At 66.7% G+C, this 23,819-nt stretch carries 19 protein-coding genes and 4 pseudogenes; 17 read left to right on the top strand and 6 right to left on the bottom strand.

Annotated features, from left to right (window positions below; all coding sequences use genetic code 11):
- Positions 1-8 precede the first annotated feature (8 nt).
- Positions 9-530, top strand: a complete 522-nt coding sequence (locus tag ACQ86A_RS13425) for a hypothetical protein (protein ID WP_431277500.1) — start codon at positions 9-11, stop codon at positions 528-530.
- On the opposite strand, the gene ACQ86A_RS13420 is transcribed toward ACQ86A_RS13425, so the two are convergent.
- The gene (locus ACQ86A_RS13420; protein WP_431277499.1) at positions 514-1,344 is read right to left on the bottom strand and encodes a DUF1295 domain-containing protein; all 831 of its coding nucleotides are present in this window, start codon (positions 1,342-1,344) and stop codon (positions 514-516) included. The genes ACQ86A_RS13425 and ACQ86A_RS13420 overlap by 17 nt on opposite strands.
- 44 nt (positions 1,345-1,388) lie before the next feature.
- Here ACQ86A_RS13420 and ACQ86A_RS13415 point away from each other — a divergent pair.
- The 4 genes and pseudogenes from ACQ86A_RS13415 (at position 1,389) to ACQ86A_RS13400 (ending at position 3,910) form a co-directional block, all read left to right on the top strand.
- Positions 1,389-1,996 (top strand): annotated as a pseudogene (locus ACQ86A_RS13415) (CDP-alcohol phosphatidyltransferase family protein).
- A 31-nt stretch (positions 1,997-2,027) separates the two neighbouring features.
- A complete protein-coding gene (locus ACQ86A_RS13410) occupies positions 2,028-2,531 on the top strand; it encodes an FHA domain-containing protein (RefSeq protein WP_431277498.1) in 504 nt (167 codons plus the stop codon).
- A complete protein-coding gene (ftsR, locus tag ACQ86A_RS13405) occupies positions 2,531-3,232 on the top strand; it encodes a transcriptional regulator FtsR (RefSeq protein WP_431277497.1) in 702 nt (233 codons plus the stop codon). Before ACQ86A_RS13410 ends, ftsR begins: the two co-directional genes overlap by 1 nt.
- A 129-nt stretch (positions 3,233-3,361) precedes the next feature.
- Positions 3,362-3,910 (top strand): MerR family transcriptional regulator, encoded by a 549-nt coding sequence (locus ACQ86A_RS13400; protein WP_431277496.1) that lies wholly within the window; start codon positions 3,362-3,364, stop codon positions 3,908-3,910.
- Positions 3,911-3,969: 59 nt separating this feature from the next.
- Here ACQ86A_RS13400 and ACQ86A_RS13395 read toward each other — a convergent pair.
- A pseudogene (locus ACQ86A_RS13395) lies at positions 3,970-4,773 on the bottom strand (ParA family protein).
- 80 nt (positions 4,774-4,853) lie between these two features.
- Between ACQ86A_RS13395 and ACQ86A_RS13390 the strand changes: the two are divergent.
- The 4 genes and pseudogenes from ACQ86A_RS13390 (at position 4,854) to ACQ86A_RS13375 (ending at position 11,071) form a co-directional block, all read left to right on the top strand.
- Positions 4,854-8,257 (top strand): annotated as a pseudogene (locus ACQ86A_RS13390) (pyruvate carboxylase).
- An 81-nt stretch (positions 8,258-8,338) separates the two neighbouring features.
- On the top strand, positions 8,339-9,634 hold the full coding sequence (locus tag ACQ86A_RS13385) for an AAA family ATPase (protein WP_431277495.1): 1,296 nt from the start codon (positions 8,339-8,341) through the stop codon (positions 9,632-9,634).
- A 43-nt stretch (positions 9,635-9,677) separates the two neighbouring features.
- Complete coding sequence (gene def, locus ACQ86A_RS13380) at positions 9,678-10,169, top strand: peptide deformylase (protein ID WP_431277494.1); 492 nt, start codon at positions 9,678-9,680, stop codon at positions 10,167-10,169.
- 56 nt (positions 10,170-10,225) lie between these two features.
- Complete coding sequence (locus ACQ86A_RS13375) at positions 10,226-11,071, top strand: NAD-dependent epimerase/dehydratase family protein (RefSeq protein ID WP_431277493.1); 846 nt, start codon at positions 10,226-10,228, stop codon at positions 11,069-11,071.
- Position 11,072: 1 nt separating this feature from the next.
- Here ACQ86A_RS13375 and ACQ86A_RS13370 read toward each other — a convergent pair whose 3' ends face one another.
- A complete protein-coding gene (locus ACQ86A_RS13370; protein ID WP_431277492.1) occupies positions 11,073-12,899 on the bottom strand; it encodes an AMP-dependent synthetase/ligase in 1,827 nt (608 codons plus the stop codon).
- A 157-nt stretch (positions 12,900-13,056) separates the two neighbouring features.
- Here ACQ86A_RS13370 and ACQ86A_RS13365 point away from each other — a divergent pair, with 157 nt between their 5' ends.
- The 3 genes from ACQ86A_RS13365 to ACQ86A_RS13355 all read left to right on the top strand — a co-directional run bounded on the left by ACQ86A_RS13365 (position 13,057) and on the right by ACQ86A_RS13355 (position 16,165).
- Positions 13,057-14,007, top strand: coding sequence for an ROK family glucokinase (locus ACQ86A_RS13365; protein ID WP_431280447.1), 951 nt, complete (start codon positions 13,057-13,059; stop codon positions 14,005-14,007).
- Positions 14,008-14,016: 9 nt separating this feature from the next.
- Positions 14,017-14,706, top strand: coding sequence for a lysophospholipid acyltransferase family protein (locus ACQ86A_RS13360; RefSeq protein ID WP_431277491.1), 690 nt, complete (start codon positions 14,017-14,019; stop codon positions 14,704-14,706).
- A gap of 130 nt (positions 14,707-14,836) precedes the next feature.
- Positions 14,837-16,165: a class II 3-deoxy-7-phosphoheptulonate synthase gene (locus ACQ86A_RS13355; RefSeq protein ID WP_431280446.1), complete on the top strand. Its 1,329-nt coding sequence runs from the start codon at positions 14,837-14,839 to the stop codon at positions 16,163-16,165.
- A 69-nt stretch (positions 16,166-16,234) separates the two neighbouring features.
- Here the strand turns inward: ACQ86A_RS13355 and pknB are convergent, their stop codons facing one another.
- Together pknB and ACQ86A_RS13345 are read right to left on the bottom strand one after the other, a co-directional pair.
- Positions 16,235-18,145: a Stk1 family PASTA domain-containing Ser/Thr kinase gene (pknB, locus tag ACQ86A_RS13350; protein WP_431277490.1), complete on the bottom strand. Its 1,911-nt coding sequence runs from the start codon at positions 18,143-18,145 to the stop codon at positions 16,235-16,237.
- 92 nt (positions 18,146-18,237) lie between these two features.
- Positions 18,238-19,334: pseudogene (locus ACQ86A_RS13345) on the bottom strand (LysM peptidoglycan-binding domain-containing protein).
- A gap of 150 nt (positions 19,335-19,484) precedes the next feature.
- On the opposite strand from ACQ86A_RS13345, the gene ACQ86A_RS13340 reads away from it, so the two are divergent.
- Positions 19,485-19,826, top strand: coding sequence for an Rv2175c family DNA-binding protein (locus tag ACQ86A_RS13340; RefSeq protein WP_431277489.1), 342 nt, complete (start codon positions 19,485-19,487; stop codon positions 19,824-19,826).
- 38 nt (positions 19,827-19,864) lie between these two features.
- Here ACQ86A_RS13340 and ACQ86A_RS13335 read toward each other — a convergent pair whose 3' ends face one another.
- The gene (locus ACQ86A_RS13335) at positions 19,865-20,983 is read right to left on the bottom strand and encodes a polyprenyl synthetase family protein (RefSeq protein ID WP_431277488.1); all 1,119 of its coding nucleotides are present in this window, start codon (positions 20,981-20,983) and stop codon (positions 19,865-19,867) included.
- A 75-nt stretch (positions 20,984-21,058) separates the two neighbouring features.
- Between ACQ86A_RS13335 and ACQ86A_RS13330 the strand changes: the two genes are divergently transcribed.
- The 4 genes from ACQ86A_RS13330 (at position 21,059) to ACQ86A_RS13315 (ending at position 23,808) form a co-directional block, all read left to right on the top strand.
- The gene (locus ACQ86A_RS13330; protein ID WP_431277487.1) at positions 21,059-21,451 is read left to right on the top strand and encodes a DUF3040 domain-containing protein; all 393 of its coding nucleotides are present in this window, start codon (positions 21,059-21,061) and stop codon (positions 21,449-21,451) included.
- Positions 21,452-21,688: 237 nt separating this feature from the next.
- The gene (mraZ, locus tag ACQ86A_RS13325; RefSeq protein WP_431277486.1) at positions 21,689-22,120 is read left to right on the top strand and encodes a division/cell wall cluster transcriptional repressor MraZ; all 432 of its coding nucleotides are present in this window, start codon (positions 21,689-21,691) and stop codon (positions 22,118-22,120) included.
- Positions 22,121-22,225: 105 nt separating this feature from the next.
- Positions 22,226-23,179 (top strand): 16S rRNA (cytosine(1402)-N(4))-methyltransferase RsmH, encoded by a 954-nt coding sequence (rsmH, locus tag ACQ86A_RS13320; protein WP_431277485.1) that lies wholly within the window; start codon positions 22,226-22,228, stop codon positions 23,177-23,179.
- Positions 23,176-23,808, top strand: a complete 633-nt coding sequence (locus tag ACQ86A_RS13315; RefSeq protein ID WP_431277484.1) for a hypothetical protein — start codon at positions 23,176-23,178, stop codon at positions 23,806-23,808. Before rsmH ends, ACQ86A_RS13315 begins: the two co-directional genes overlap by 4 nt.
- The last annotated feature ends 11 nt before the right edge of the window (positions 23,809-23,819 follow it).

Raw genomic sequence — 23,819 nt, 5'->3', positions numbered from 1 at the left:
GTTGACGCATGGAGTCACTTCTTCGGTTTCTCGACCGGATCGCCGGAGGTAGGCACGCCGACTACACGATCTCCCCGGAGTCGCGGGAGGATCCGCGAACCCGCAGGGCATTCGTCGTCATCACTTGGCTGCTCGTCGCCGAGATGGTGCTCGGGGTCAGTGCGGTGGTCATCGCAGCGGTGCTACAGGCGACGGGCACGAACGTCCAGTGGGCGGTGTGGATGCGCTCGGCCGTCGTGCTCGGCATGACCATCACCCTGTTCTACTTCGCCTGGCGCGCGCAGAAGGGTTACTACTGGGCGTACTCCCGGCTGCGGCTCTTCGCGAAGATCTTCCCGGTCGTCACACTGGTCATCGCCGCGATTCCCGGGTTGTATCCGCTCTGGATGGTGACCGAGCAGATCCTGTTCAGCCTCATCCTGATCGGGGTCGCCGACTACCTCGACTCAGACCACATGCGAGCCGCCTTCCCCAAACCGGCGAAGCGCGGTCCCGGCTCGACCGAGAAGACGGTCACTGCTGGGCTGTGACGGCCTCGCTTCCACCGCGCCGAGGAAACCACGGAACGATGGGTGACGTGCGCTGCTGGTATTCGGCGTACTCCGGATAGCGCGAGCGCGAGATGCTCTCGGTGAAGACCGTCGAGCCGATGAAGAGCCCCGTCAGCAGGAGCGGGCCGATGACGGTCCATTGCAGCACCGAACCGGCGGCGACGCAGCCGAAGAAGAAGAGCACCCACCACTGCGCCTGTTCGAAGAAGAAGTTGGGGTGGCGCGAATAGCGGAACAGCCCGGTCTGCAGGAATCGGGTCGCCGGCTGCCGACCCGCCGCGATCTCCGACTTCTTGTTCTGGTGGAAGTTCCACTGCTGCTGGTCGGCGACGGTCTCGCCGACGAGCAGGGCGAGGAAGACGATCGCCACGAGGATGTCCAGCCCGTTCAGCGGGGACTGGTGCTCATAAGCCGTCCAGGCGGGAAGTGTGATCAGCAGGAGGAGCGCGTTCTGGTAGATCACGATGAAGAACAGGTTGAACAGCTGGAACTGCCAGTTCTTCATCCGGCCTCGCAGAACCTCCCAGCGGTAGTCCTCACCGCCCGGCTCGTAGCCGCCCTTGCGGGCGAAGTTGAAGGTCAGCCGGATGCCCCAGAGCGTCACGAGGATCGCCATCAGGTTGAGCCGCGCATCCTGGAGCCCGGCGAAGCCCGCGAAGACCCACACGTATGCGAGCGGCACGATCGACCAGATGCGGTCGACCCACGAGTGCTCGCCCGTGATGAGCGAGAGCACCCAGGTGACCGCACAGATGCCGGCGAAAATCCAAAGACAGACGATGAAAGGCTCCACGTGCTCATCCTAGGCATCGGGGGTGGTCACTAGACTCGTTTCCCGTGGATGGAATCGGCGCCGGCGGGGTCAGTTCGCGGGTCTGGACGATCCCGAACGTGCTCAGCTTCGTCCGCCTCGCCCTCGTCCCGGTCTTTCTGGTGTACATCATCCGCGGCGAGGACGCTTTGGCGCTGCTCGTCCTGGTCGTCTCGAGCATCACCGACTTCCTCGACGGCTACCTCGCCAGGCGGCTCAACCAGGTGTCCGCCTCGGGCAGCTGCTCGACCCCGCAGCCGATCGGTTGTACATCTTCGCGGCGCTCATCGGACTGGCCTGGCGCGATGTCCTCCCGTGGTGGCTGGTCATCGTCATTCTGGCCAGGGATGTGATGCTCGCGGTGCTCGGAGTCATCCTCGCGAACCACGGCTACGGCCCTCTCCCTGTGCATCACCTCGGAAAGGTCGCGACGTTCTGCCTGTTCTGGGCCCTTCCGCTGTTGATGCTCGGAGAGGCATTCGACGCCGTCGCACCGTTCTCTCTTCCGCTGGGGTGGGCGTTCGCCCTGTGGGGGGCGTTCCTCTACTGGTGGGCGGGGTTCGTGTACATCGGCGAGACGTCCCGCGTCATCCGCCGTGTAATCCCTCTGGGGGCCGACGACAGTGGCGACTGATCGGATACGCTTGACGCCAAGGAGGTTGACGGTGCCTGAAGAAGTAAATCCGAACACGCCGGCGGGCGACGCCGCGAACGAACCACTGCGTCCAGCTGCCGCGGGGAACGAAGATACGACTGCGCGCTTCGGCGAGGAGTTCGTCTCGAAGATGTACCCCGTCGACCCCGAGATCTCCGCGGAGGAGCAGGAGGCGATCGCCGCTCTGCCCTCGGGCTCGGCGCTCCTCGTGGTGCGCCGCGGTCCGAACACGGGCGCTCGGTTCCTCCTCGATGCCGATGTGACGAGTGCGGGGCGGCATCCTGACGCCGAGATCTTCCTCGACGACGTGACGGTCTCCCGTCGCCACGCGGAGTTCCTCCGTCGCGGCACGGCCTTCGAGGTGCGCGACCTCGGGTCGCTCAACGGCACCTATTACGACGGGGTTCGCATCGAGAGCGCGCTGCTGTCCGATTCGGCCGAGGTCCAGATCGGCAAGTTCCGTCTCACCTTCTACGCCTCCCGCGCCGACCTCGCCGCCCCGGCGCAGAGCTAGTGGCGCGGCAGACGGCGCGAGCCGGAGCCGCGGCCTCGCCCTCACTGCTGAGTATCGGTCAGGTGCTCGCGCGTCTGACGCCCGAGTTCCCCGACCTCTCGTCGTCCAAGCTCCGTTTTCTCGAGGAGCGCGGGCTGATCACGCCCGCGCGCACCGCATCCGGCTATCGCAAATTCTCTCCATCCGACCTGGAGCGGCTGCGCATCATCCTCGGGATGCAGCGCGACCACTATCTGCCGCTCAAGGTCATCAAGGCCTACCTCGCGGATCTCGACGCCGGGCTCAACCCGCCGATGCCGGGAACCACGGGCGGCGCTGGACCGTCGATGCTGCCGAGCGGTCGCCGGTTCAAACGCACCGAGCTGCTGCGCGAGTGCGGCGCGAGTCCTGAGCTGCTTCAGGATGCGGTCAGCGCGTCCGTCATCGCCCCCGCCGAGGTCTACGGCGAAGAGTCGGCGTCCGTTCTCAAGGCGCTCGTCGAGCTCCAGCGGAACGGGATCGAACCGCGTCACCTGCGGGGCTTCCGAGCTGCCGCCGAACGCGAGCTCGGACTGATCGAGACGGCGCTGGTGCCGATCGCACGCCGCGGAGAAGTGTCGAGCCGCGCAAAGACCGCAGAGCTCGCCCGCGAGATCTCAGGGCAGCTCGACGTGGTGCGCGCGAGCATCATTCGCGCGGCGCTCTCCCGAATCCAGCCTTGATCGGCGGGACAGGGTTCGACACGCCGACCCGGAAACGACGAATGTCGTTGCCCGGGGCCCTGGGGGTGGGTACCGTGGATGATGCGGCGTCGGACGTGCGCAAACCAATCAGGGGCGAGAGGCAAACACATGAGTGAACTGAGTCGTGACAACGACACGCCCCGGTACGACCTCGGCCTGCTGTTCACCGACGGCCTGCCCGAGATGGACGACGCCAGCGGTTACCGCGGCGCTGTCGCGGCCCGCGCGGCTGGCATCAGCTATCGACAGCTCGACTACTGGGCACGCACGGGGCTGGTCGAGCCGACCGTCCGCGGCGCGGCGGGCTCGGGCTCACAGCGTCTCTACGGTTTCCGCGACATCCTCGTGCTCAAGCTGGTCAAGCGTCTGCTCGACACCGGGATCTCGCTCCAGCAGATCCGTACGGCCGTCAACCAGCTCCGTGAATCCGGTGTGAACGACCTCGCCCAGACCACGCTCATGAGCGACGGCGCGAGCGTCTACCTCTGCACGTCCAACGATGAAGTCATCGACCTCGTCAGCCGTGGGCAGGGCGTCTTCGGGATCGCGGTCGGCAAGGTTCTTCGCGAGGTCGAGTCCTCGCTCGTCGAGCTCGACACCCAGACGATCGACCCGATGGACGAGCTCGCTGCTCGCCGGGTCACCCGCGCATCCTGAACCACTCCGACTGACGCCGACTGGGCGCATTCTTTGACGCGCTCTGACCTGCTTGGGGTTTACGGCGCCGTTGCGTACTCGCCGATGCGGGCGGTGCGCAGCACACGCTCCAGCAGCATGTCGAAGTTGTGCGCCATCTCCTGCGCGCTCTCGCCCGGCCAGACGTGCAGCGGCTTCGCGGCGCCCTGCGCCTGCTGAAGCGACGTGCGCTCGGGGAGCTGGGGGCTGAGCACGAGCGGACCGAACATGTCGCGCAGCTCTTTGATGCGGAACTGGTGCTCCAGCGACTGCACGCGGGCACGGTTCACGATGATGCCGAGGGGCTGCAGTCGGGGAGAGGCCGCGGCGGATCTCCTCGATCGCGCGCAGAGCGCGGTCGGCTGCGGCGACAGAGAACAGGCCGGGCTCAGTGACGACGGCAACCCGGTCGCTCGCGGCCCAGGCCGTGCGAGTGAGGGCGTTCAGCGACGGAGCGCAGTCGATGAGCACGAGCTCGTAGTCGTGCTCGACGTTGGCGAGCGCCTCCTCGAGCTTCCAGATGTCCCGGATGCTCGGGTGCGGGCCATCGAAGTTGATCGCAGACGGGCTGCCGATCATGACATCGATCTTGCCCGACCGGTTCTTCGTCCAACCGCTCGGCGCGATCGCGGCGCGCACGATCTTCTCCTTGGGGAGGCGAGCACATCGGCGACGTTCAGGTGACCGGCGACCTGGATGTCCATGCCGGTCGACACATCGGATTGAGGGTCGAGATCGACGACGAGTGTTCGCAGGCCTTTGGCGAAAGCTGCGGAAGCCAGGCCCAGCGTCACCGTGGTCTTACCGACACCACCTTTGAGGGAACTAACGCTGAGTACGTGCACAATCGACTACGTTACCTTCACTAGTCTTAGAGAACCTAACCGTTTGCTGTGTGGCCTAGCCCCCTGCTCGAAAGGTCCCAATGTTCCGTAAGATCCTCGTTGCCAATCGCGGTGAAATCGCCATCCGCGCCTTCCGGGCCGCCTATGAACTGGGCGCTCAGACCGTCGCCGTATTCCCGTACGAGGACCGCAACTCCATGCATCGCCTCAAAGCGGATGAGGCCTACCAGATCGGCGAGCCGGGGCATCCGGTGCGCGCCTACCTGGATGTGAAGGAGATCATCAGGGTCGCGCTCGAGTCGGGCGCCGACGCGATCTACCCGGGTTACGGCTTCCTGTCGGAGAACCCCGAACTGGCCGAGGCTGCACGCGAAGCCGGCATCACCTTCATCGGGCCGCCCCGCGCGTGCTCGAGATGGCGGGCAACAAGGTCACCGCCAAGGAGCACGCGATGGCGGCCGGCGTGCCGGTGCTGAAGTCCACCCCGCCCTCCAAAGACATCGACCTGCTCATCTCGCAGGCCGACGAGGTCGGCTTCCCGATCTTCGCCAAGGCCGTCGCCGGCGGCGGCGGGCGCGGCATGCGCCGCGTCAACACCAAGGCCGATCTGCGCGGTGCCCTCGAAGAGGCCATGCGCGAGGCCGACAGCGCGTTCGGCGACCCGACCATGTTCCTCGAGCAGGCGGTGCTCCGCCCGCGTCACATCGAGGTGCAGATCCTCGCCGACGCCCAGGGCGCGACGATGCACCTGTTCGAGCGCGACTGCTCGGTTCAGCGCCGTCACCAGAAGGTCATCGAGATCGCTCCGGCCCCGAACCTCGACGAAGACGTGCGTCAGGCTCTCTACCGGGACGCAGTCGCCTTCGCCAAGTCGATCAACTACGAGAACGCCGGAACCGTCGAGTTCCTGCTCGACACTGCCGGTGAGCGCGCGGGTGAGCATGTCTTCATCGAGATGAACCCGCGCATCCAGGTCGAGCACACGGTCACCGAGGAGATCACCGACGTCGACCTCGTGCAGTCACAGATGCGCATCGCCGCGGGGGAGACCCTCGCCGACCTGGGCCTCAGCCAGGAGACCGTGCACATCCGGGGCGCCGCCCTCCAGTGCCGCATCACGACGGAGGACCCCACCGCGGGATTCCGCCCAGACACCGGCAAGATCACTACGTACCGTTCGCCCGGCGGCGGCGGCATCCGTCTCGATGGCGGAACGATCAACCCGGGTGCGCAGATCAGCCCCCACTTCGACTCGATGCTCGCCAAGCTCACCTGCCGCGGCCGCGACTTCGGTGCAGCCGTCAGCCGTGCCCGTCGCGCCCTGGCCGAGTTCCGCATCCGCGGCGTCTCCACGAACATCCCCTTCCTGCAGGCCGTGCTCGACGACCCCGACTTCATCGCCGGCGACGTCAGCACGTCGTTCATCGAGGAGCGTCCCGAGCTGTTCAAGGGCCGCGCATCCAAGGACCGCGGCACCAAGGTGCTCAACTGGCTGGCCGACGTCACCGTCAACCTGCCGAACGGCACCCGTCCCGAGACGCACGCTCCGGTCGACAAGTTGCCGAAGATCGACCTGTCCGCACCCGCCCCGTCGGGGTCGCGCCAGAAGCTGCTCGAGCTGGGCCCGGCCGGATTCGCGGATGCCCTGCGCAAGCAGACGGCACTCGCAGTCACCGAGACGACGTTCCGCGACGCGCACCAGTCGCTCCTCGCGACCCGCGTCCGCACCCGCGACCTGCTCGCGGTGGCGCCGTATGTCGCCCGGATGACTCCCGAGTTGCTCTCGGTCGAGGCGTGGGGCGGCGCGACCTACGATGTCGCGCTGCGCTTCCTCGGCGAAGACCCGTGGGACCGCCTGGCGGCCCTCCGCGAGGCCCTGCCGAACATCAACATCCAGATGCTGCTCCGTGGTCGCAACACGGTCGGCTACACGCCGTATCCGACCGAGGTGACGGATGCGTTCGTGCGCGAGGCCGCCGCCACCGGTGTCGACATCTTCCGCATCTTCGATGCCCTCAACGATGTCTCGCAGATGCGTCCGGCGATCGAGTCGGTGCTCGCCACGGGAACGGCTGTCGCCGAGGTCGCCGTCTGCTACACGGGCGACCTGCTCGACCCGTCCGAAGACCTCTACACGCTCGACTACTACCTGCGTCTCGCCGAGCAGATCGTGGAGTCGGGCGCGCACATCCTCGCGATCAAGGACATGGCGGGCCTGCTGCGTCCCGCCGCCGCCGAGAAGCTCGTCGCCGCGTTCCGTGAGCGCTTCGATCTCCCGGTGCACGTCCACACGCACGACACCCCCGGCGGCCAGCTCGCGACATTGCTCGCGGCCAGCCGCGCCGGTGCGGATGCGGTCGACGTGGCAAGCGCGCCGATGGCGGGTACCACGAGCCAGCCGTCCGCATCCGCCCTCGTCGCCGCCCTGGCTCACACCGAGCGCGACACCGGCATCTCCCTGGCCGCGGTCAACGATCTCGAGCCGTACTGGGAGGCCGTGCGCCACGTCTACAAGCCGTTCGAGTCCGGTCTGCCCGGCCCGACTGGCCGCGTGTACAAGCACGAGATCCCCGGTGGTCAGCTCTCCAACCTGCGCCAGCAGGCGAAGGCGCTGGGCCTTGCCGAGGACTTCGAGCTCGTCGAAGACATGTACGCGGCTGCGAACCAGATCCTCGGCCGCATCCCCAAGGTCACCCCGTCGTCGAAGGTCGTCGGCGACCTCGCGCTGCACCTCGCAGCCGTGCACGCCGACCCGGCCGACTTCGCCGAGAACCCGCAGAACTACGACATCCCCGACTCGGTCGTCGGCTTCATGGCTGGCGAGCTGGGCGAGCTGCCCGGAGGCTGGCCCGAGCCTTTCCGCACCAAGGTGCTGGCCGGAAAGACCATCAAAGTCGGCGTCGAAGATCTGAAGGCGGAAGATGCCAAGGCTCTCGAGGGCTCGAGTTCGGAGCGCCGCGCGACTCTGAACCGTCTGCTCTTCCCGGCTCCGACCCGCATCTTCGAGCAGAGCCGCGAGCTCTTCGGCGACCTCTCGGTCGTCGACTCTCTCGACTACCTCTACGGCCTCAAGCAGGGCACGGAGCACGTCATCGAGATCGACAAGGGCGTGCGTCTCTACATCGGCCTCGAGGCGATCGGCGAAGCCGACGACAAGGGGATGCGCACGGTCATGACCACGCTCAACGGGCAGCTCCGTCCGGTGTTCGTGCGCGACCGCAGCATCGTCGTCGAGGCCAAGGCGGCCGAGAAGGCCGACTCGGCCAAGCCGGGACAGGTCGCGGCGCCGTTCTCGGGTGTGGTCACGCTGCAGGTCGCCGTAGGCGACACGGTCGCCGCGGGCCAGTCGGTCGCGTCGATCGAAGCCATGAAGATGGAGGCGGCCATCACCGCCCCCATCGCCGGCACCGTCGAGCGGCTCGCCATCCCGAAGACCCAGCAGGTCGACGCCGGCGACCTCCTCGTGGTGGTCACCCCCGCCTGAGCGCTGGAGCCTTCGGGCAGGTCGCCGCGGACCGGTAAACTATGCCAGGCGCTCTGACGGGCGCCAGAAGGAGACAACCCCGTGGCAGACAAGCCCGAGAAAGGCGAGCCCGGCGAGCTCGCGACGACAGAGGACGACCTGACGGTCTCGGTTCCCGAGAACCTCAGCATCGTCGTCGACATGCCGCCGGCGCCCACGCACGAGGCTCCAGAAGACGAGGTCGCCGTCGCCATCGACGACGTCCCCGTCAACCCGGGCTTCGTCGCGTCGCCGACCGAGCCGACCACGATGTCGGTCGCGATCGTCGCCTCGCGTCTCACCACCGGCCCAACGGCCACGCAGAAGGGCGCGGAAGCGGACATCCCGCCCCTCCCTGGCTCCGACGCGTTCAGTCAGTCACGACGTGACCGGCTGCGCGGGGAGCACTCGCTGCAGCCGGAGCCGGCAGCGATGCTCACGGCCGACCGCCTGCTCGAGGTCAACCGCAAGACGCGCCCCGGCCCCGAGGGCGGCTGGCAGCAGTTCGTCTACGCGGTCACGTTCCACCTGGTCAACCTGGGCGACTCCGCCAAGGTGCGGGCTCGCAAAGAGCTCGACCACCGCATCCAGAAGCAGTTCGAGGGCGGAACGCGGTTCGTACCCGTGCTCACCCGCAAGGGCGGGGTGGGCAAGACCACCGTCACGACGCTGCTCGGCATGGCGCTGGCCGACGCCCGCGAAGACCGCATCGTGGCGATCGACGCCAATCCCGACCGCGGAACGCTCTCCGAGCGCGTCACCAAGCAGACCAGGGCCACGGTTCGGGATGTGGTGCAGAAGGCCCCGAGCATCGGCGGCTTCACGGACTTCTCGGCCCTCGTCTCGCGCGATGAGACCCGGCTCGACATCCTGGCCTCCGACACGGACCCACTGCTGTCCGAGGCGTTCGACGAGAACGACTACAACGTCGTCGCCGACCTGACGGCGCGGTTCTACTCGATCGTGCTCACCGACTGCGGCACGGGAATCGTGCACTCGGTGATGCGTGCGACACTCCAGCGGGCAGACTCGGTGGTCATCGTGTCCGGCGGCAGCGTCGACGAGGCGCGTCTCGCATCCGAGACCCTCACCTGGCTGGAGGCGAACGGCTACGGAGACCTGGTCCGCAACGCGATCGTCGCACTCAACACCGCGACCCAGGGCACGAACCTGGTGAAGCTCGACGAGATCGAGTCGCACTTCAAGTCGCGCGTGCGCGAGGTCGTGCGCATCCCTTACGACCCGCAGCTCGCCGCCGGTTCCGTCGTCTCGTACAAAGACCTGAAGCCGCTCACGAAGCAGTCGGCCCGCACGCTCGCCGCACTCGTCGTCGAGGGCCTGCCGACCAACCGCGGCTGAGCCCGCTGCGACATCCCCGTCCCGCACCACCGAGGAGTTCCCTGTGACCGAACGACAGATCCGCCTGTTCGGCGACCCCGTGCTGAAGACCGTCTCCGACCCGATCATGGAGGTCGACGAGGGCATCCGCGGACTGGTCGAAGACCTGATCGACTCCGTGATCCCGCCAGGCCGGGCCGGCGTCGCCGCGCCGCAGATCGGCGTGAACCTGCGGGCTTTCAGCTACAACGTCGACGGTGACATCGGGTACATCATCAACCCGGTACTCGTCGAGGTCTCGGGCGAGCCCGAGCTGGTCGACGAGGGATGTCTCTCGGTGCCAGGGCTTTGGTTCAAGACGGCCAGGTATCCGTTCGCGCGCGCTGTGGGAACAGACCTCGACGGCAACGAGATCGAGATCTCCGGCACGGGCGTGCTCGCGCAGGCGCTGCAGCACGAGACCGACCACCTCGACGGCAAGCTGTACCTCGACCGGCTCGACAAGGAGAGCCGCCGAGAGGCCATGAAACAGGTGCGCGAGAGCGACTGGTTCTGAGCGGTCCCTCATCCGGCGGGCGCTCTGTGGGGAGGCCCGCTCACTAGACTGACGGCATGCGAATTGCGGTCACTGGAGGATCAGGAAAGCTCGGGCGCACGGTCGTGCGCGAACTCGCGACAGCGGGTAACGAGGTCATCAATCTGGACTCGACGGGGGAGCGGGGTCCCGGATTCGTCCGAGTCGATCTCACCGACTTCGGCGACACGGTGGAAGCGATCCTCGGGGTGCAGGACAAGCACGACGGGTTCGACGCGATCGTGCACCTCGCCGCGATCCCGGCCCCGGGCATCCTGAGCGACGTCGCGACGTTCCACAACAACATCCGCGTCACTTACAACGTCTTCCACGCGGCGCAGCGGGCAGGGATCAAGAACATCGTCTACGCGTCGAGCGAGACCGTGCTCGGCCTGCCGTTCGACGTGCCGCCGCCGTATATCCCGGTCGACGAGGAGTACCCGGCTCGGCCCGAGAGCACGTACTCGCTGGTCAAGCACCTCGAGGAGCAGATGGCGATCGAGCTGGTGCGGTGGGATCCGACGCTCAAGATCGTTGCCCTGCGGTTCTCCAACGTGATGGCGCCCGAGGACTATGCGGCGTTCCCGTCGTTCGACGATGACGCGCTCAAGCGCAAGTGGAACCTGTGGGGTTATATTGACGCTCGCGACGGCGCCCAGGCCATCCGCCGAGCCCTCGAGCTCGAGACGACCGGTTTCGACCGCTTCATCATCGCTGCGGCCGACACCGTGATGAGCCGCCCGAACGCGGAACTCGTCGAAGAGGTGTTCCCCGGCGTGCCGCTCAAGGGCGACCTGGGCGTCAACGACACCCTGCTCTCGATCGCCAAGGCGCGCCGGGTGCTCGGGTACGAGCCCGAGCACTCCTGGCGCGACGAGGTCTAGCTCAGTGGGCGAGTGAGATGCCCTGGGTCGCCGGCGAGCCGGAGTAGATGCCCTCGACCACGTCGGCGAAGTCCTTCATGATGACGTTCCGCTTGATGCTGAGCTTCGGCGTGAGGTGACCGCTCGCCTCGGTGAGGTCGGTCGCCAGGATGACGAACTTGCGGATGGACTCCGCCCGCGAGACATGGGAGTTCGCCAGGTCGATCGCGCGCTGGATCTCCGCGTTGACCGCGGGGTTCACGGATGCCTCGGCGAGGGTCATGTTCTTGTCCTCACCGTTGTTCGCCAGCCAGGTCGGCAGCATCTCGGTGTCGAGGGTGACGAGGGCTGCGATGAAAGGCTTCTGGTCGCCAACCACGATGACCTGACTCACCAACGGGTTCGAGCGCACAGGGTCTTCGAGGGCGGCGGGGGAGACGTTCTTGCCGCCGGCGGTGACGATGATCTCCTTCTTGCGACCCGTGATCGCGAGAAAACCGTCGTCGTCGAAGCTGCCGAGGTCTCCGGTGAGGAACCAGCCGTCGTCGAACGCTGCGGCGGTCGCCTCGGGGTTCTTCCAGTACTCCTTGAAGACGTTGATTCCCTTGACCTGGATCTCGCCGTCGTCGCTGAGCCGGACCGAGACTCCAGGAAGTGCGGGCCCGACCGTTCCGATCTTGAACTTGTCGGGCAGGTTGACGGTCGCAGGTGCGGTCGTCTCCGTGAGGCCGTAGCCCTCGAGGATCTTGATGCCCAGGCTGTGGAAGAAGTGACCGAGGTGCGAGCCGAGGGGCGCGGATCCCGAAACGGCGAACTTCACGCGGCCACCCATGGCCGCACGCAGCTTGCTGTAGACGAGCCGGTCGAAGATCGCGAACTGCACGCGCAGCCCGAACGGGACCGAACCGGCCTCCACGGCCTTGGAATGCGCGACGGCCACGTCAGCCGCCCTGCGGAAGATCTTGCCCCGACCGCCGGCCTCGGCCTTCTGCTCGGCCGAGTTGTAGACCTTCTCGAAGACGCGCGGCACCGCAAGCAGGAAGGTCGGCTTGAAGCTGGCGAGAGCCGGCAGAAGCTGCTTCGTGTCGGCCTGGTGGCCGACCTTGACACCGCCAGTGACGCAGAGCACAGCGATGAAGCGAGCGAAGATGTGTGCGGTGGTGATGAAGAGGAGAGTGGATGCGCGGCCTTCTTCGACGACCTCGCTGAGCGCCTCGGCCGAGTTGCGCGAGAGTTCCACGAAGTTGCCGTGGGTGAGAACGCATCCCTTCGGCTTGCCGGTCGAGCCCGAGGTGTAGATCAGCGTGCCGATATCGTCGGCGTTCGCCAGCTTGCGGCGGCGCTCGATCTCCTCGTCGGGCACGTCGACGCCAGCCGCGGCGAGCTTGTCGAGGTCGCCGAGGTGCAGCTGCCAGACCTTGCGGATTTCCGGGAGCTCAGGATGCACCTCGTCGAAGCGCGCGAACATGTCCGGGGTCTCCAGGATGATCGCGATCGCTTCCGAGTCGCTCATGTTCCACTGCACCTGCATCGGCGAGGAGGTCTCGTACACGGGGACGAGCACCGCGCCGGCGAACCAGGTGGCGAAGTCGATGAGTGTCCACTCGTAGCGCGTCTTGCACATCAGGCCGATCTTGTCGCCCGGCTCGATGCCGCTGGCGACAAGGCCTTTCGAGAGCGCGATGACCTGGCGGTAGAACTCGGCGCAGGTGATGTCGTCCCAGGCGTCGCCGTTCGGGATGGAGAACAGCGGCGCATCCGGAGTCGCGGTGACGCGGTCGACCAGCAGGTCGGTGGCGTTGGCCGTCGGGTCGGCGGGGTGAAGCGCTGGGGTATCGAACTGTTTCACGGTAACTCCCTCGGTACCGGTCGGAAAAGGCGGGTAAACGACCCGAATGGCCTCGGCCAAACTGGTTAACTACACTCTAGATGGTGCGGATGTGAGTGATCTGGCCGTGGCCGTCCGCCGCACCGCCCACCCATGCTTCAAAGAAAGGCTGCTGCCTGTGCACGCGATCGGGATCGACATCGGCGGAACGAAGATCGCGGGAGCCGTGGTCGACGAGTTCGGAACCATCGTCCGCGAGGATCGCGTTCCGACCGAGGCTTCGGAGCCGATCGAGATCGAGAACGCCGTCGTCGCGATGATCGAGCGCCTGGCCGATGGACCGGAGGAGATCGCCGGGGCCGGGGTCGCCGCGGCCGGCTTCTTCGACGCCGCGCAGTCGACCGTCTACTACTCGCCGAACATCAATTGGCGGCTCGAACCGCTGCGCGAGAAGCTGGAGAAGCGCGTCGACCTGCCGATCATCATCGAGAACGATGCGAACGCGGCCGGCTGGGCGGAGTTCCGGTACGGTGCCGGACGTCTCGTCAGCGACATGGTCATCCTGACCATCGGCACGGGCGTCGGCGGCGCGATCGTCAGCAACGACCGTCTGTTCCGCGGCGGCTTCGGTGCGGGCGCAGAACTCGGGCACATGCGCGTGGTACCGGGCGGCCTGCCGTGCGGATGCGGCGCTCGCGGCTGCATCGAGCAGTACGGTTCGGGCCGTGCCCTTCAAAGGATGGCCAACGAGCTCGCCGACGCTGGTGGGATCGGTCAGGCGCTCGCCGATGTGCGCGACCGCACGGGGACCATCAGCGGCGCCGACATCAGCGACCTGATCGGGGCGGGGGATGCGGGAGCGCTCGCCGCCCTCCGCCAGCTGGGCGACTGGCTCGGTCAGGCTTGCGCGAGCCTTGGCGCAGTGCTCGACCCTCAGGTGTTCGTGTTCGGTGGCGGTGTCGCGCAGGCGGGGGAGCAATTGCTCGAGCCGATCCGTCTCGCGTATCTGGAGAACCTGCCGGCACGGGGATTCCATCCTGAGCCCGAGTTCAAGATCGCCGAGCTCGTCAACGACGCCGGAGCGGTCGGCGCGGCCGATCTCGCGCGCCTGCACGCGACGGGGCGTTAGGCTGAGCCGGTGTTCTACTGGCTGATGAAGCACCTGATCGCAGGTCCCCTGCTCAAGGGCATCTTTCGGCCGTGGGTCATCGGGCTCGAGAACGTTCCGGCCAAGGGCGCCGTGATCCTCGCCAGCAACCACTTGTCGTTCATCGACTCGATCTTCCTGCCGCTGGTCGTCGACAGACGGATGTCGTTTCTCGCCAAGAGCGACTACTTCACGCGCAAAGGGTTCAAAGGCTGGGCGACTAAGACGTTCATGACGGCGACAGGTCAGATCCCGATCGACCGCTCCGGCGGCAAGGCCTCAGAGGATTCGCTCAACACGGGTCTCGCGTTGCTTGCGCGGGGTGAGATGCTCGGCATCTACCCCGAGGGCACCCGGAGCCCCGACGGAAAGCTGTACCGTGGGCGCACCGGCGTCGCGCGGATGATCCTCGAGGGCCAGGTGCCGGTCGTTCCCGTCGCCATGATCGACACCGAGAAGATCATGCCCATCGGAACCCGCCTGCCGAAAGTCGGCCGGATCGGCATCGTGATCGGCAAGCCGATCGACTTCTCGCGCTTCGAGGGGATGGAAGGCGACCGCTTCATCCTCCGCTCCGTGACCGACGAGATCATGTACCAGCTGCACGCTCTGAGCGAGCAGGAATATGACGACGTCTACGCCAGCAGCGTGAAAGAAAAGCGGGCTTCGCTTTCGCGATAGGCTCAGATACCGGCGCACTCGATCCGTGCCGCCGGCACCCCACTGGCGTGCGAACAGATCGACGCGCCCCGAGTTGAGCGGAAGTCCTGTGCTAGACACCACTGATCCCGTCGTGAAGGCTGACGAGTCTGTGATTGCAGGGCTGGACTATTGGCGCACGCTCGAGGTGAAGCAGCAGCCGCAGTGGCCGGATCCCGAGGCCGCAGCTGCCGCGTCTGCCGAGATCGCCACTCTGCCGCCGCTCGTCTTCGCCGGCGAGGTCGACCAGCTGCGCACGCGCCTCGGCGCCGCCGCTCAAGGCAAGGGCTTCCTCCTGCAGGGCGGCGACTGCGCCGAGACCTTCGCCGGGGCGACCGCCGATCAGATCCGCAACCGCGTCAAGACCGTGCTGCAGATGGCCATTGTGCTCACGTACGGCGCGTCCATGCCCGTCATCAAGATGGGTCGTATGGCGGGCCAGTTCGCCAAGCCGCGCTCCAGCGACACCGAGACCCGCGGCGGCGTCACCCTGCCGGCTTACCGCGGCGACATCGTGAACGGCTACGACTTCACCCCCGAGTCGCGTCAGGCAGACCCGCAGCGGCTGGTGAAGGGCTACCACACGGCGGCCTCGACGCTGAACCTCATCCGGGCTTTCACCCAGGGTGGCTTCGCCGATCTGCGCCAGGTGCACAGCTGGAACCGGGGCTTCGCCGCGAACCCGGCGAACCAGCGTTACGAAGGTCTTGCCCGTGAGATCGACCGAGCGATCAAGTTCATGGAGGCGGCTGGCGCCGACTTCGACGAACTGAAGCGCGTCGAGTTCTACTCGAGCCACGAGGGTCTGCTCATGGACTACGAGCGCCCGATGACCCGCATCGACTCCCGCACGGGAACGCCGTACAACACGTCGGCGCACTTCGTGTGGATCGGTGAGCGCACGCGCGACCTCGATGGGGCGCACGTCGACTTCCTGTCCCGGGTGCGCAACCCGATCGGCGTGAAGCTCGGTCCGACCACCACACCCGAGACGATGCTGCAGCTCATCGACAAGCTCGATCCGAACCGCGAGCCGGGGCGCCTCACGTTCATCACACGCATGGGTGCCGGCAAGATCCGGGATGCGCTCCCTCCGCTTCTCGAGGCGATCAAAGCGAGCGACGCGACCCCGCTGTGGGTCACCGACCCGATGCACGGCAACGGCCTCACCACTCCGACCGGATACAAGACCCGTCGTTTCGACGACGTCGTCGACGAGGTGAAGGGCTTCTTCGAGGCGCACCGCGCGGCCGGAACGCATCCGGGCGGCATCCACGTCGAGCTCACGGGAGACGACGTCACCGAGTGCCTGGGCGGTTCCGAGCACATCGACGAGGCGACGCTGGCCACGCGCTACGAGTCGCTCTGCGACCCGCGACTCAACCACATGCAGTCGCTCGAGCTGGCCTTCCTCGTCGCCGAGGAGCTCGCCAACCGCTGATCAGCGGTGACCCAGCTGAACGAGAAGAGGCCCACCGGACGAACCGGTGAGCCTCTTCTTTGCGGGTTGTCAGAAGCCGGCGAAGTTGATCGAGAGGCTCGTGCCCTTGGGCTGGACGGTGCCTGCGCCCGGGGACACTTTCGACACGACGAATGCGTTCGGCGCCACGTCTGCGATCGGGCTGTACTGGAGATTGAAGCCGGCGTCTTTGAGGGCCTTCTTGGCGACGTCCCAGGTCTTGCCGACGACATCCGGAACCGCGACGGGCGCTGGGCCCTTCGACGTCTCGAGCAGCAGGGTGTCGTTGGGCTTCACCGGGCCGTCCTTCTGCGGCTGAGCCGAGATCACGAGGCCCTTCTCGACCGTGTCGCTGTAAGTCTCGGGACCGGGCTGCGTCAGGAGTCCGACGTCTTTCAGCGCGGCCTGCGCAGCGGCGACCGACTTGCCGGCCACATCCGGCACCGGGCCCACTGAGACCACGAGGCTCACCTTGGTGCCTTCGAGAGAGGCGCCGCCCGCCGAGAGGTCTGCGCCTGCCGCGTCGGCGGCCGAGATCACGGTGTTCGCCGGTATCTTCGCGTCGAACTGCTCCGTGATCGGACCCACGACGGCGCCGTTGTCGATGATCGACTTCTTCGCTGCGTCCACGGGCTGTCCGGCGAGAGCCGGAAGGTTGATGGGTTTCGGGCCCTGGGAAACCTTGACCGTGACGATGCTTCCCCGGTTCGCGGCCGAACCGGACGCCGGGTCGGTCGCCGAGACGAGCCCGGTCGCGATCGTCGTGCTGTACTCGACGCCCTGCTTCGTCTCGAAGCCCAGCTGCTTGAGGGTCGCGATCGCATCCGCCGGCGCTTTGCCGGCAACATTCGGGATCTGGACGGTCGAACCCGGTCCGGAGCCGAAATACCAGCCGGTGCCGCCCGCGACGCCCGCGAGCACGATGATCAACGCGAAGAGCCACCAGCCCTTGCCGCGTCGGCGCTTTGTGACGTCGGTCAGTGTCTGAACGCTGTCGGGTGCGCTTGCGGCGACCTGCTGTCGGATCGCCGGGTTGATGATCTGGGTGTCGCCCTCGTCGATTCCGGGACCGTACGCCGGAGGCAGGACCATCGTCTGCTGCAGGGGACCGGCGTCGCCGCGGATGGACTTCTCGGCCTCGATCAACCGGTCGAGCATCTCGCGCGCGTCGTGCGGACGCTTGTCCGGGTCCTTCGCGGTCGCCCAGAGCACGAGATCGTCGAGCTCGGCGGGAACTGACGGGTTCTTGGCGCTCGGCGTCGGCACCGCGTCGTTGGCGTGCTGATATGCGATCTGCATCGGCTGCTCGCCCTGGAAGGGCTGCTCGCCGGTGAGCATCTCGTACATCATGATGCCGAGCGCGTAGATGTCGCTGCGAGCATCCGCGACGCCACGGGTGACGAGCTCGGGAGAGAGGTAGGCGATCGTTCCGAGCAGTGCCTGCCCCGTCGCCGTGTTCGCGCTGGCCGCGCGGGCAAGCCCGAAGTCGCCGATCTTGATCCGGCCGTCGTCGGCGAGTAGCACGTTCTCGGGCTTGAGGTCGCGGTGCACGATCCCGGCCTTGTGCGCGGCGGCGAGGCCGCTCAGCACGGCCTCCATGATGTCGATCGTCTGTTCGGGGGTGAGCTTGCCGTAGTCCTTCAGCAGGTCGCGAAGGGTGATGCCGGGGAGGTATTCCATAACCAGGTAGGCCATGTCGGAGTCCTGCCCCTGGTCGAAGACGTTGACGACGTTCGGATGCGCGAGGCGCGCGGCCGACCTGGCCTCCTGCACGAAGCGGCTCTTGAACACGCTGTCGTCGGCGAGGTGGCCGTGCATGACCTTGATGGCGACCCGGCGTTCGAGCCGCAGATCGGTCGCCAGATAGACGGTGGCCATGCCACCGCGGGCGATCCTCGAGCGCACCTGATAGCGGCCGTCGATAAGACGTCCGATCAGGGGGTCGGTCTGGCTCGTGGTCACGTGTCGAGTTTAGAGAAGGAGACCTGCCCGAAGCCTGCAAAACACCGTGAAGGCCCGTCCTGTGATCCGCTTGTGATCATCGGAGCCCGGCCTCAGCCGAGCTGGGGGAGCCAGCTGCGCGCGGACACTTCCCATTTGGCGTATGCGTCGGGATACGCGGAGATCTGCACGGCCTGCGCGGCCTGCGTCACCGACATGCTCTGCCAGCCCGGGATGTCGAGCAGGCCACGGGTGCGACCCGTGTTCGGGTTGTTCGCGCCGCCGTAGAACGCTCGCGCGGAGTATGCGGGGTCGAGCACCTGTGCGGGGGTGCCCCATCCTGTGCTCGGGCGTTGCTGGAACAGTCCCAGGGAGTCGCGGTCGCCGTACTGCACGTTGCGCAAGCCGGATTCCTGGGCCGCGGCGGCGAGTGCGATGACGATCCCGTAGTCGCTGACGCCTTCCTGTCGCCCGACCTTCACGATGAGAGCGGCATTGGCTCTCATCTCCGCTGTGAGAGGGACCGGTGTCGCGCCGACCGGAACGGGCGTCGGGGCCGGGGCTGCTGGAGCGGCGGCCACGGGGGCGGGAGCCGCAACGGGTGCTCTCGGTGTGTCGACGGATGCGGTCGCCAGGCCGGGGATCGTCACTCGCTGTCCCGGGAAGATCAGGCTTGACCTGTCCAGTCCGTTGGCGCTGAGAATCGACTGGACGCTGACCCCGAAGCGACCGGCGATCGCGCTGATCGTGTCGCCTTTGACGATCGTGTACTTGGTGACCGAGGGGTGGACACCGGCGCCGGCGCTGGAGCCGGGGCCGCCGGAGCAGAGCCGGTCGCGCCGGAAAGAGCGAGCACTTGGCCGGGAAAGATCAGACTCTTCCAACTCAGCCCGTTCAGCGCGAGGATGCTCGCGGTCGAGAGCCCGAAGCGCCCAGCGATGCCGGAGACGGTGTCGCCGGACTGAACGCTGTAAGTGGTGGGAGCACCTGAGACCGCGGTGCGAGCCGGAGAGGTGGTCGCGGCGGCGCTGAGGTCCGTTCGGACAGTGCCGTGTGCATCCGGAGCCTTCTCCTTGGCGCCGTCGGCGTCGCTGCGCGGAGCTTCGGCCTGAGCGGGAGTGATGATGTTGAGCGTCACCGCGAGCGAACTGGCGATGACGATGGGCACAGTCGCGAAAACCGAGCGCGCTGATCGGGCAAGTACAGACATCTGACCCCACCTCTTCTGCTGGTTGCGAACTCTCACGCTGTCACACAATGCATAAGGAGTCAATTAGTGTGACTGAAGTGATTTGAGTTAACACGATCGTAACAATTGAAGTGGCTCCTGAAGTGTCCGGCATCGTGGGAGGCTTGTGGTGTGACTGAGCAAGCCCCAGGCCGCGAATGGCTGACCATCCCCGACCTCGTCGACCTCCTCGGACTGAGCGTGAGCCGCGTTCGCCGCCTCATCGAGGACAAGCACCTCGCCGCCAAGCGGATCGACGGCGTTCTCAAAGTTCCGGCCGACTTCATCCGCGACGGCGAGCCGTTGAACGAACTCCGTGGCACGCTGATCGTCCTCGGCGACGCCGGGTTCGACGACGAGGAAGCCGTGGACTGGTTGATCGACGCGGACGCCTCGCTGGGAGCGGCCCCCATCGACGCGCTGCGCGCCGGCCGCAAGGCAGAGGTGCGACGAGTCGCTCAAGCGCTCGCGTAGTCGACCGAGCGCTCGCGGAGGGACCGCTCCGGCAGCTCTCAGTAAGCGCGTTCGGTGACCGTCACCGCGAGCTCGCGGAGCTGCGCCCGGGCCTGGGCGCCGAGGGGTGCCGCTTCGATCGCTTCGATCGCCTGTCGGACGTTGGCTGCGATCAGTGCTTCGACTTTGTCGACCGCACCCGTGTCGCGGATCGTGTACTGAAGGGTCTCGATCTGCGCCGGTGTGAGGTCGGGGTCGCCGAGCAGCTCGTCGAGTGCTGACCGAGCGCCTCCCGGCATCGCCTCACGTGCGAGGGCGATGAGCACGGTTCGCTTGCCCTCGCGCAGGTCGTCACCGCTCGGCTTTCCGGTGACCGCCGCATCCCCGAAGACTCCGAGGAGATCGTCGCGGAGCTGGTAGGCGATGCCGAGCGGGAGGCCGAAGCTGCGAAGCGCATCCAGCTGCCCGATCGTCGCGCCCGCAAGGCTCGCGCCGATCAGGAGCGGCGCTTCGACGCTGTACTTCGCCGACTTGTAGACGATGACGCGCTCAGCGCGGGAGAGATGCTCGGAGCCGGGCTGGGCATCCCAGCCGATCTCCTCGAAGATGTCGAGGTACTGGCCGGCCGTGACATCGAGGCGCATGCGGTTGAACTCGGCGCGCGCCGCTCGCCGGGCAGGCGCGCTGACGACCTCGGTCAAGCCCTCGTCGAAGAGCTCGTCGCTCAGGATGAGGAGCAGATCTCCGAGCAGCGTCGCGGCCCCCGCGCCGAAGTCGTCGGCCGACCCGCGCCAGCCGTTCTCCTCGTGCAGTGCCGCGAATCGGCGGTGTGCGGCAGGCGCTCCGCGACGAGTGTCGGAATTGTCGATGATGTCGTCGTGCACCAGGGCCGCCGCGTGGAAGACCTCGAGAGCGCTCGCGACGGACACCACCGCGTCGAGCGCTCCACCCGGGGCGACGCTGTCGTCTGCGGCATCAGGACCGGAAGACCGGACGGCCTGCCAGCCCCAGAAGCAGAAGAGGGCCCGGAAACGCTTGCCGCCGCTGAGAAAATCCCGGGAGAACGCCTCAATCGGGGAGAGTTCATCCGCGATGGAGACCAGAATGGAAGCACGCGCATCGAGGAACCCATCGATTCTGGTCTGGATCAGGTCGACGAACCGAATGCTTTCTGACACACGCCTAGCCTAGCTACCGCGGCGGGGCTACAATCAGCACACAACGTCACGAACCCGGGAAAGAGGGGGAAACGGATGCCGCTTTCAGAACACGAGCAGCGCCTCCTCGAAGAGATGGAGCGCAGCCTCTATCAGAACGACGCAGATTTCGTGGCGACGGTCGGTGGAAGGCGCGGTAGGCCCGCGTACCGCTCCATCGTCCTCGGCATTCTGATCGCCGTCGTCGGCGTGGGTGTACTCATCGCCGGGGTCTCCTTCCAGATCCCCATCGTCGGCATCCTCGGTTTCGTCGTGATGTTCGTCGGCGTGCTCCTCGCAATCGCACCCAGCAAGCGCAACGCACCCGCTCAGGATGCGTCGGCTCCCGGTGCGACGAGCGCCTCGGGCAAGACCAGCAAGGCTCAGCAGGCCGGCTTCATGAACAAGCTCAACGACCGCTGGGACAAGAGGCAGGACGGGCAGGGCTAGCTCCTCCCTTCCGCTCCACCCGAGCGGACAACTCTGGGTCGATCTTCGGATCGGCCCTTTTTCTTGCCCATTTTCAGGGTCGGGCCATCCACTTTCCTCCACCAAGGAAATCCTTGATTTTGCAAGGCTTGGCACCCCCAATAGAGTCAATTAACTCGAATGCGGTGCAGATGTGGATGATTGTGGAGTAAAGTGGAGCCACACCGCAACCTTGGCCGGAAGAGTGGGGAGTACCCGATGTTTCTCGGTACCTATGCCCCCAAACTCGACGAAAAGGGACGGATCATCTTGCCGGCCAAATTCCGGGATGAACTCGCATCCGGCATCGTCCTCACCCGCGGCCAAGAACATTGCGTCTACGTCTTCAGTCAGCGGGAGTTCGAATCCCTGCACGAGAAGATCCGGCAGGCGCCGGTCACGAGCAAGCAGGCCCGTGACTATCTCCGCGTCTTCCTCTCGGGCGCGAGCTCAGAGCTTCCGGATAAGCAGAACCGCGTGACTGTTCCTCAGACCCTGCGTTCGTATGCAGGTCTCGATCGCGACCTGGTCGTCATCGGGGCGGGCAGCCGCGCGGAGATCTGGGACGCCCAGGCGTGGGAGACCTACCTGGAAGAGCAGGAAGCAACGTTCGCCAACACCACGGAGGAGGTGATCCCGGGGCTCTTCTAGTGCCTGACACCTGACTCCCAGCCATTCACCGCCCTGACACACTTCCCCGGTGCCAGGTCGGAATGGATGGGGATCAGGATTCAGGGGCCCGAACCCGTCGAAGCCATGACAGACGACCAGATCCACACCCCGGTACTCCTCGAGCGCGTCATCGAGCTGCTCGCACCCGCGCTGGAGGCGCCCGGTGCCGTCATCGTCGATGCCACGCTCGGCATGGGCGGCCACTCGGCGGGCATCCTGGAACGGTTCCCCCAGGTGACGCTCATCGGTCTCGACCGCGATCCGGATGCGCTCGCGATCGCAGGCGAGCGTCTCGCCCGGTTCGGCGATCGCGTCCACCTGGTGCACACGGTCTACGACCGCATCCTCGAAGCCGTGGCGGGCCTCGGCTTCCACGAGGTGCACGGCGTCCTCTTCGACCTCGGCGTCAGCTCGCTCCAGCTCGATCGCGTCGAGCGCGGCTTCTCGTATTCGAAGGATGCTCCGCTCGACATGCGTATGGACGGCACCAGCGATCTCACGGCCGCGACCATCCTGGCCGAGTACAGCGAAGCCGACCTGCGTCGGATCTTCCGCGACTACGGCGAGGAGAAGCTCGCTGCGCGTTACGCACAGAAGATCGTCGAGGCCCGCGCCGAGCATCCCTTCGTCCGTTCGGCAGAGCTCGTCGACGTGATCACGAAGGCGACACCGGTCGCGGTACAGCGGCAGGGGCACCCGGCGAAGCGCGTCTTCCAGGCGCTGCGCATCGAGGTGAATCAAGAGCTGTCCGTGCTCGAGCGGGCGATCCCCGCCGCAATCGATGCCCTCGCGATCGGCGGCCGCATCGTCGTCGAGGCGTACCAGTCGCTCGAGGACCGCATCGTCAAGCGCGAGTTGCAGACCCGCTCGACGTCCAGCGCTCCGGCGGGCCTGCCTGTCGAGCTCCCCGAGCACAGGCCCGAACTGAAACTGCTCATCCGCGGGGCCGAGCTTGCGGACGACGACGAGAAAGCGGCCAATCCGCGAGCGACGCCCGTTCGTCTCAGGGCAGCCGAACGAGTGAGGAGGGCATCGTGAGCACGAGTCTGGCCGAGAAGCGTCCCGCCGTCGGCTGGCTGGGTCGCCAGGCGCCCCGTCCCGCCGAGGAAGAGCGCCCGAATCATCTCGAAGTCGTCTCGACCCGCTCGCAGCGTCGTTCGCGCCCCCGGGCCGTGTACGCGATCGTGGCAGTCGGGATGCTCATGGGCATCGTGGTATCGCAGCTTCTGCTCAGCATCGCCGTCTCTCAGGGCGCGTACCAACTCAGCTCGCTGGCTACCAAGCAGACGCAGCTCCAGCGCTCTTACCAGGCGGCCTCGGAGGATCTCAACCGGCTGACATCGCCGCAGAACCTCGCCGCCAATGCCAACGCCCTCGGGATGGTGAGCAATAGCAACCCCGCATACCTTCGCCTCTCCGACGCGGCAGTGCTGGGCGCGGCGGTTCCGGCGAGCGGGGCAGCCGGCACGGTCACCGGAGGACAGGGGAACCTGGTTCCGAACTCATTGCTCGCCGGGGTGCCGCTCGTCACAGGACCGCAGACTCCGGCGTCAGCCGACACCGCTACGCCGACCGCCGATCCCACGACCGACGGCGCGGCCGACCAGGCAACACCTCCGCCCGCAGCACCATTGGATGGAGCGTTGCCGACACCGGTGACGCACTGACGGGACGGACG

It is taken from the genome of Leifsonia poae (assembly GCF_050632195.1).
GTDB lineage: Bacteria > Actinomycetota > Actinomycetes > Actinomycetales > Microbacteriaceae > Leifsonia > Leifsonia poae_C.
The sequence above is the reverse complement of the archived record's forward strand: the minus strand, read 5'-3'. Positions and strand labels throughout refer to the sequence as shown.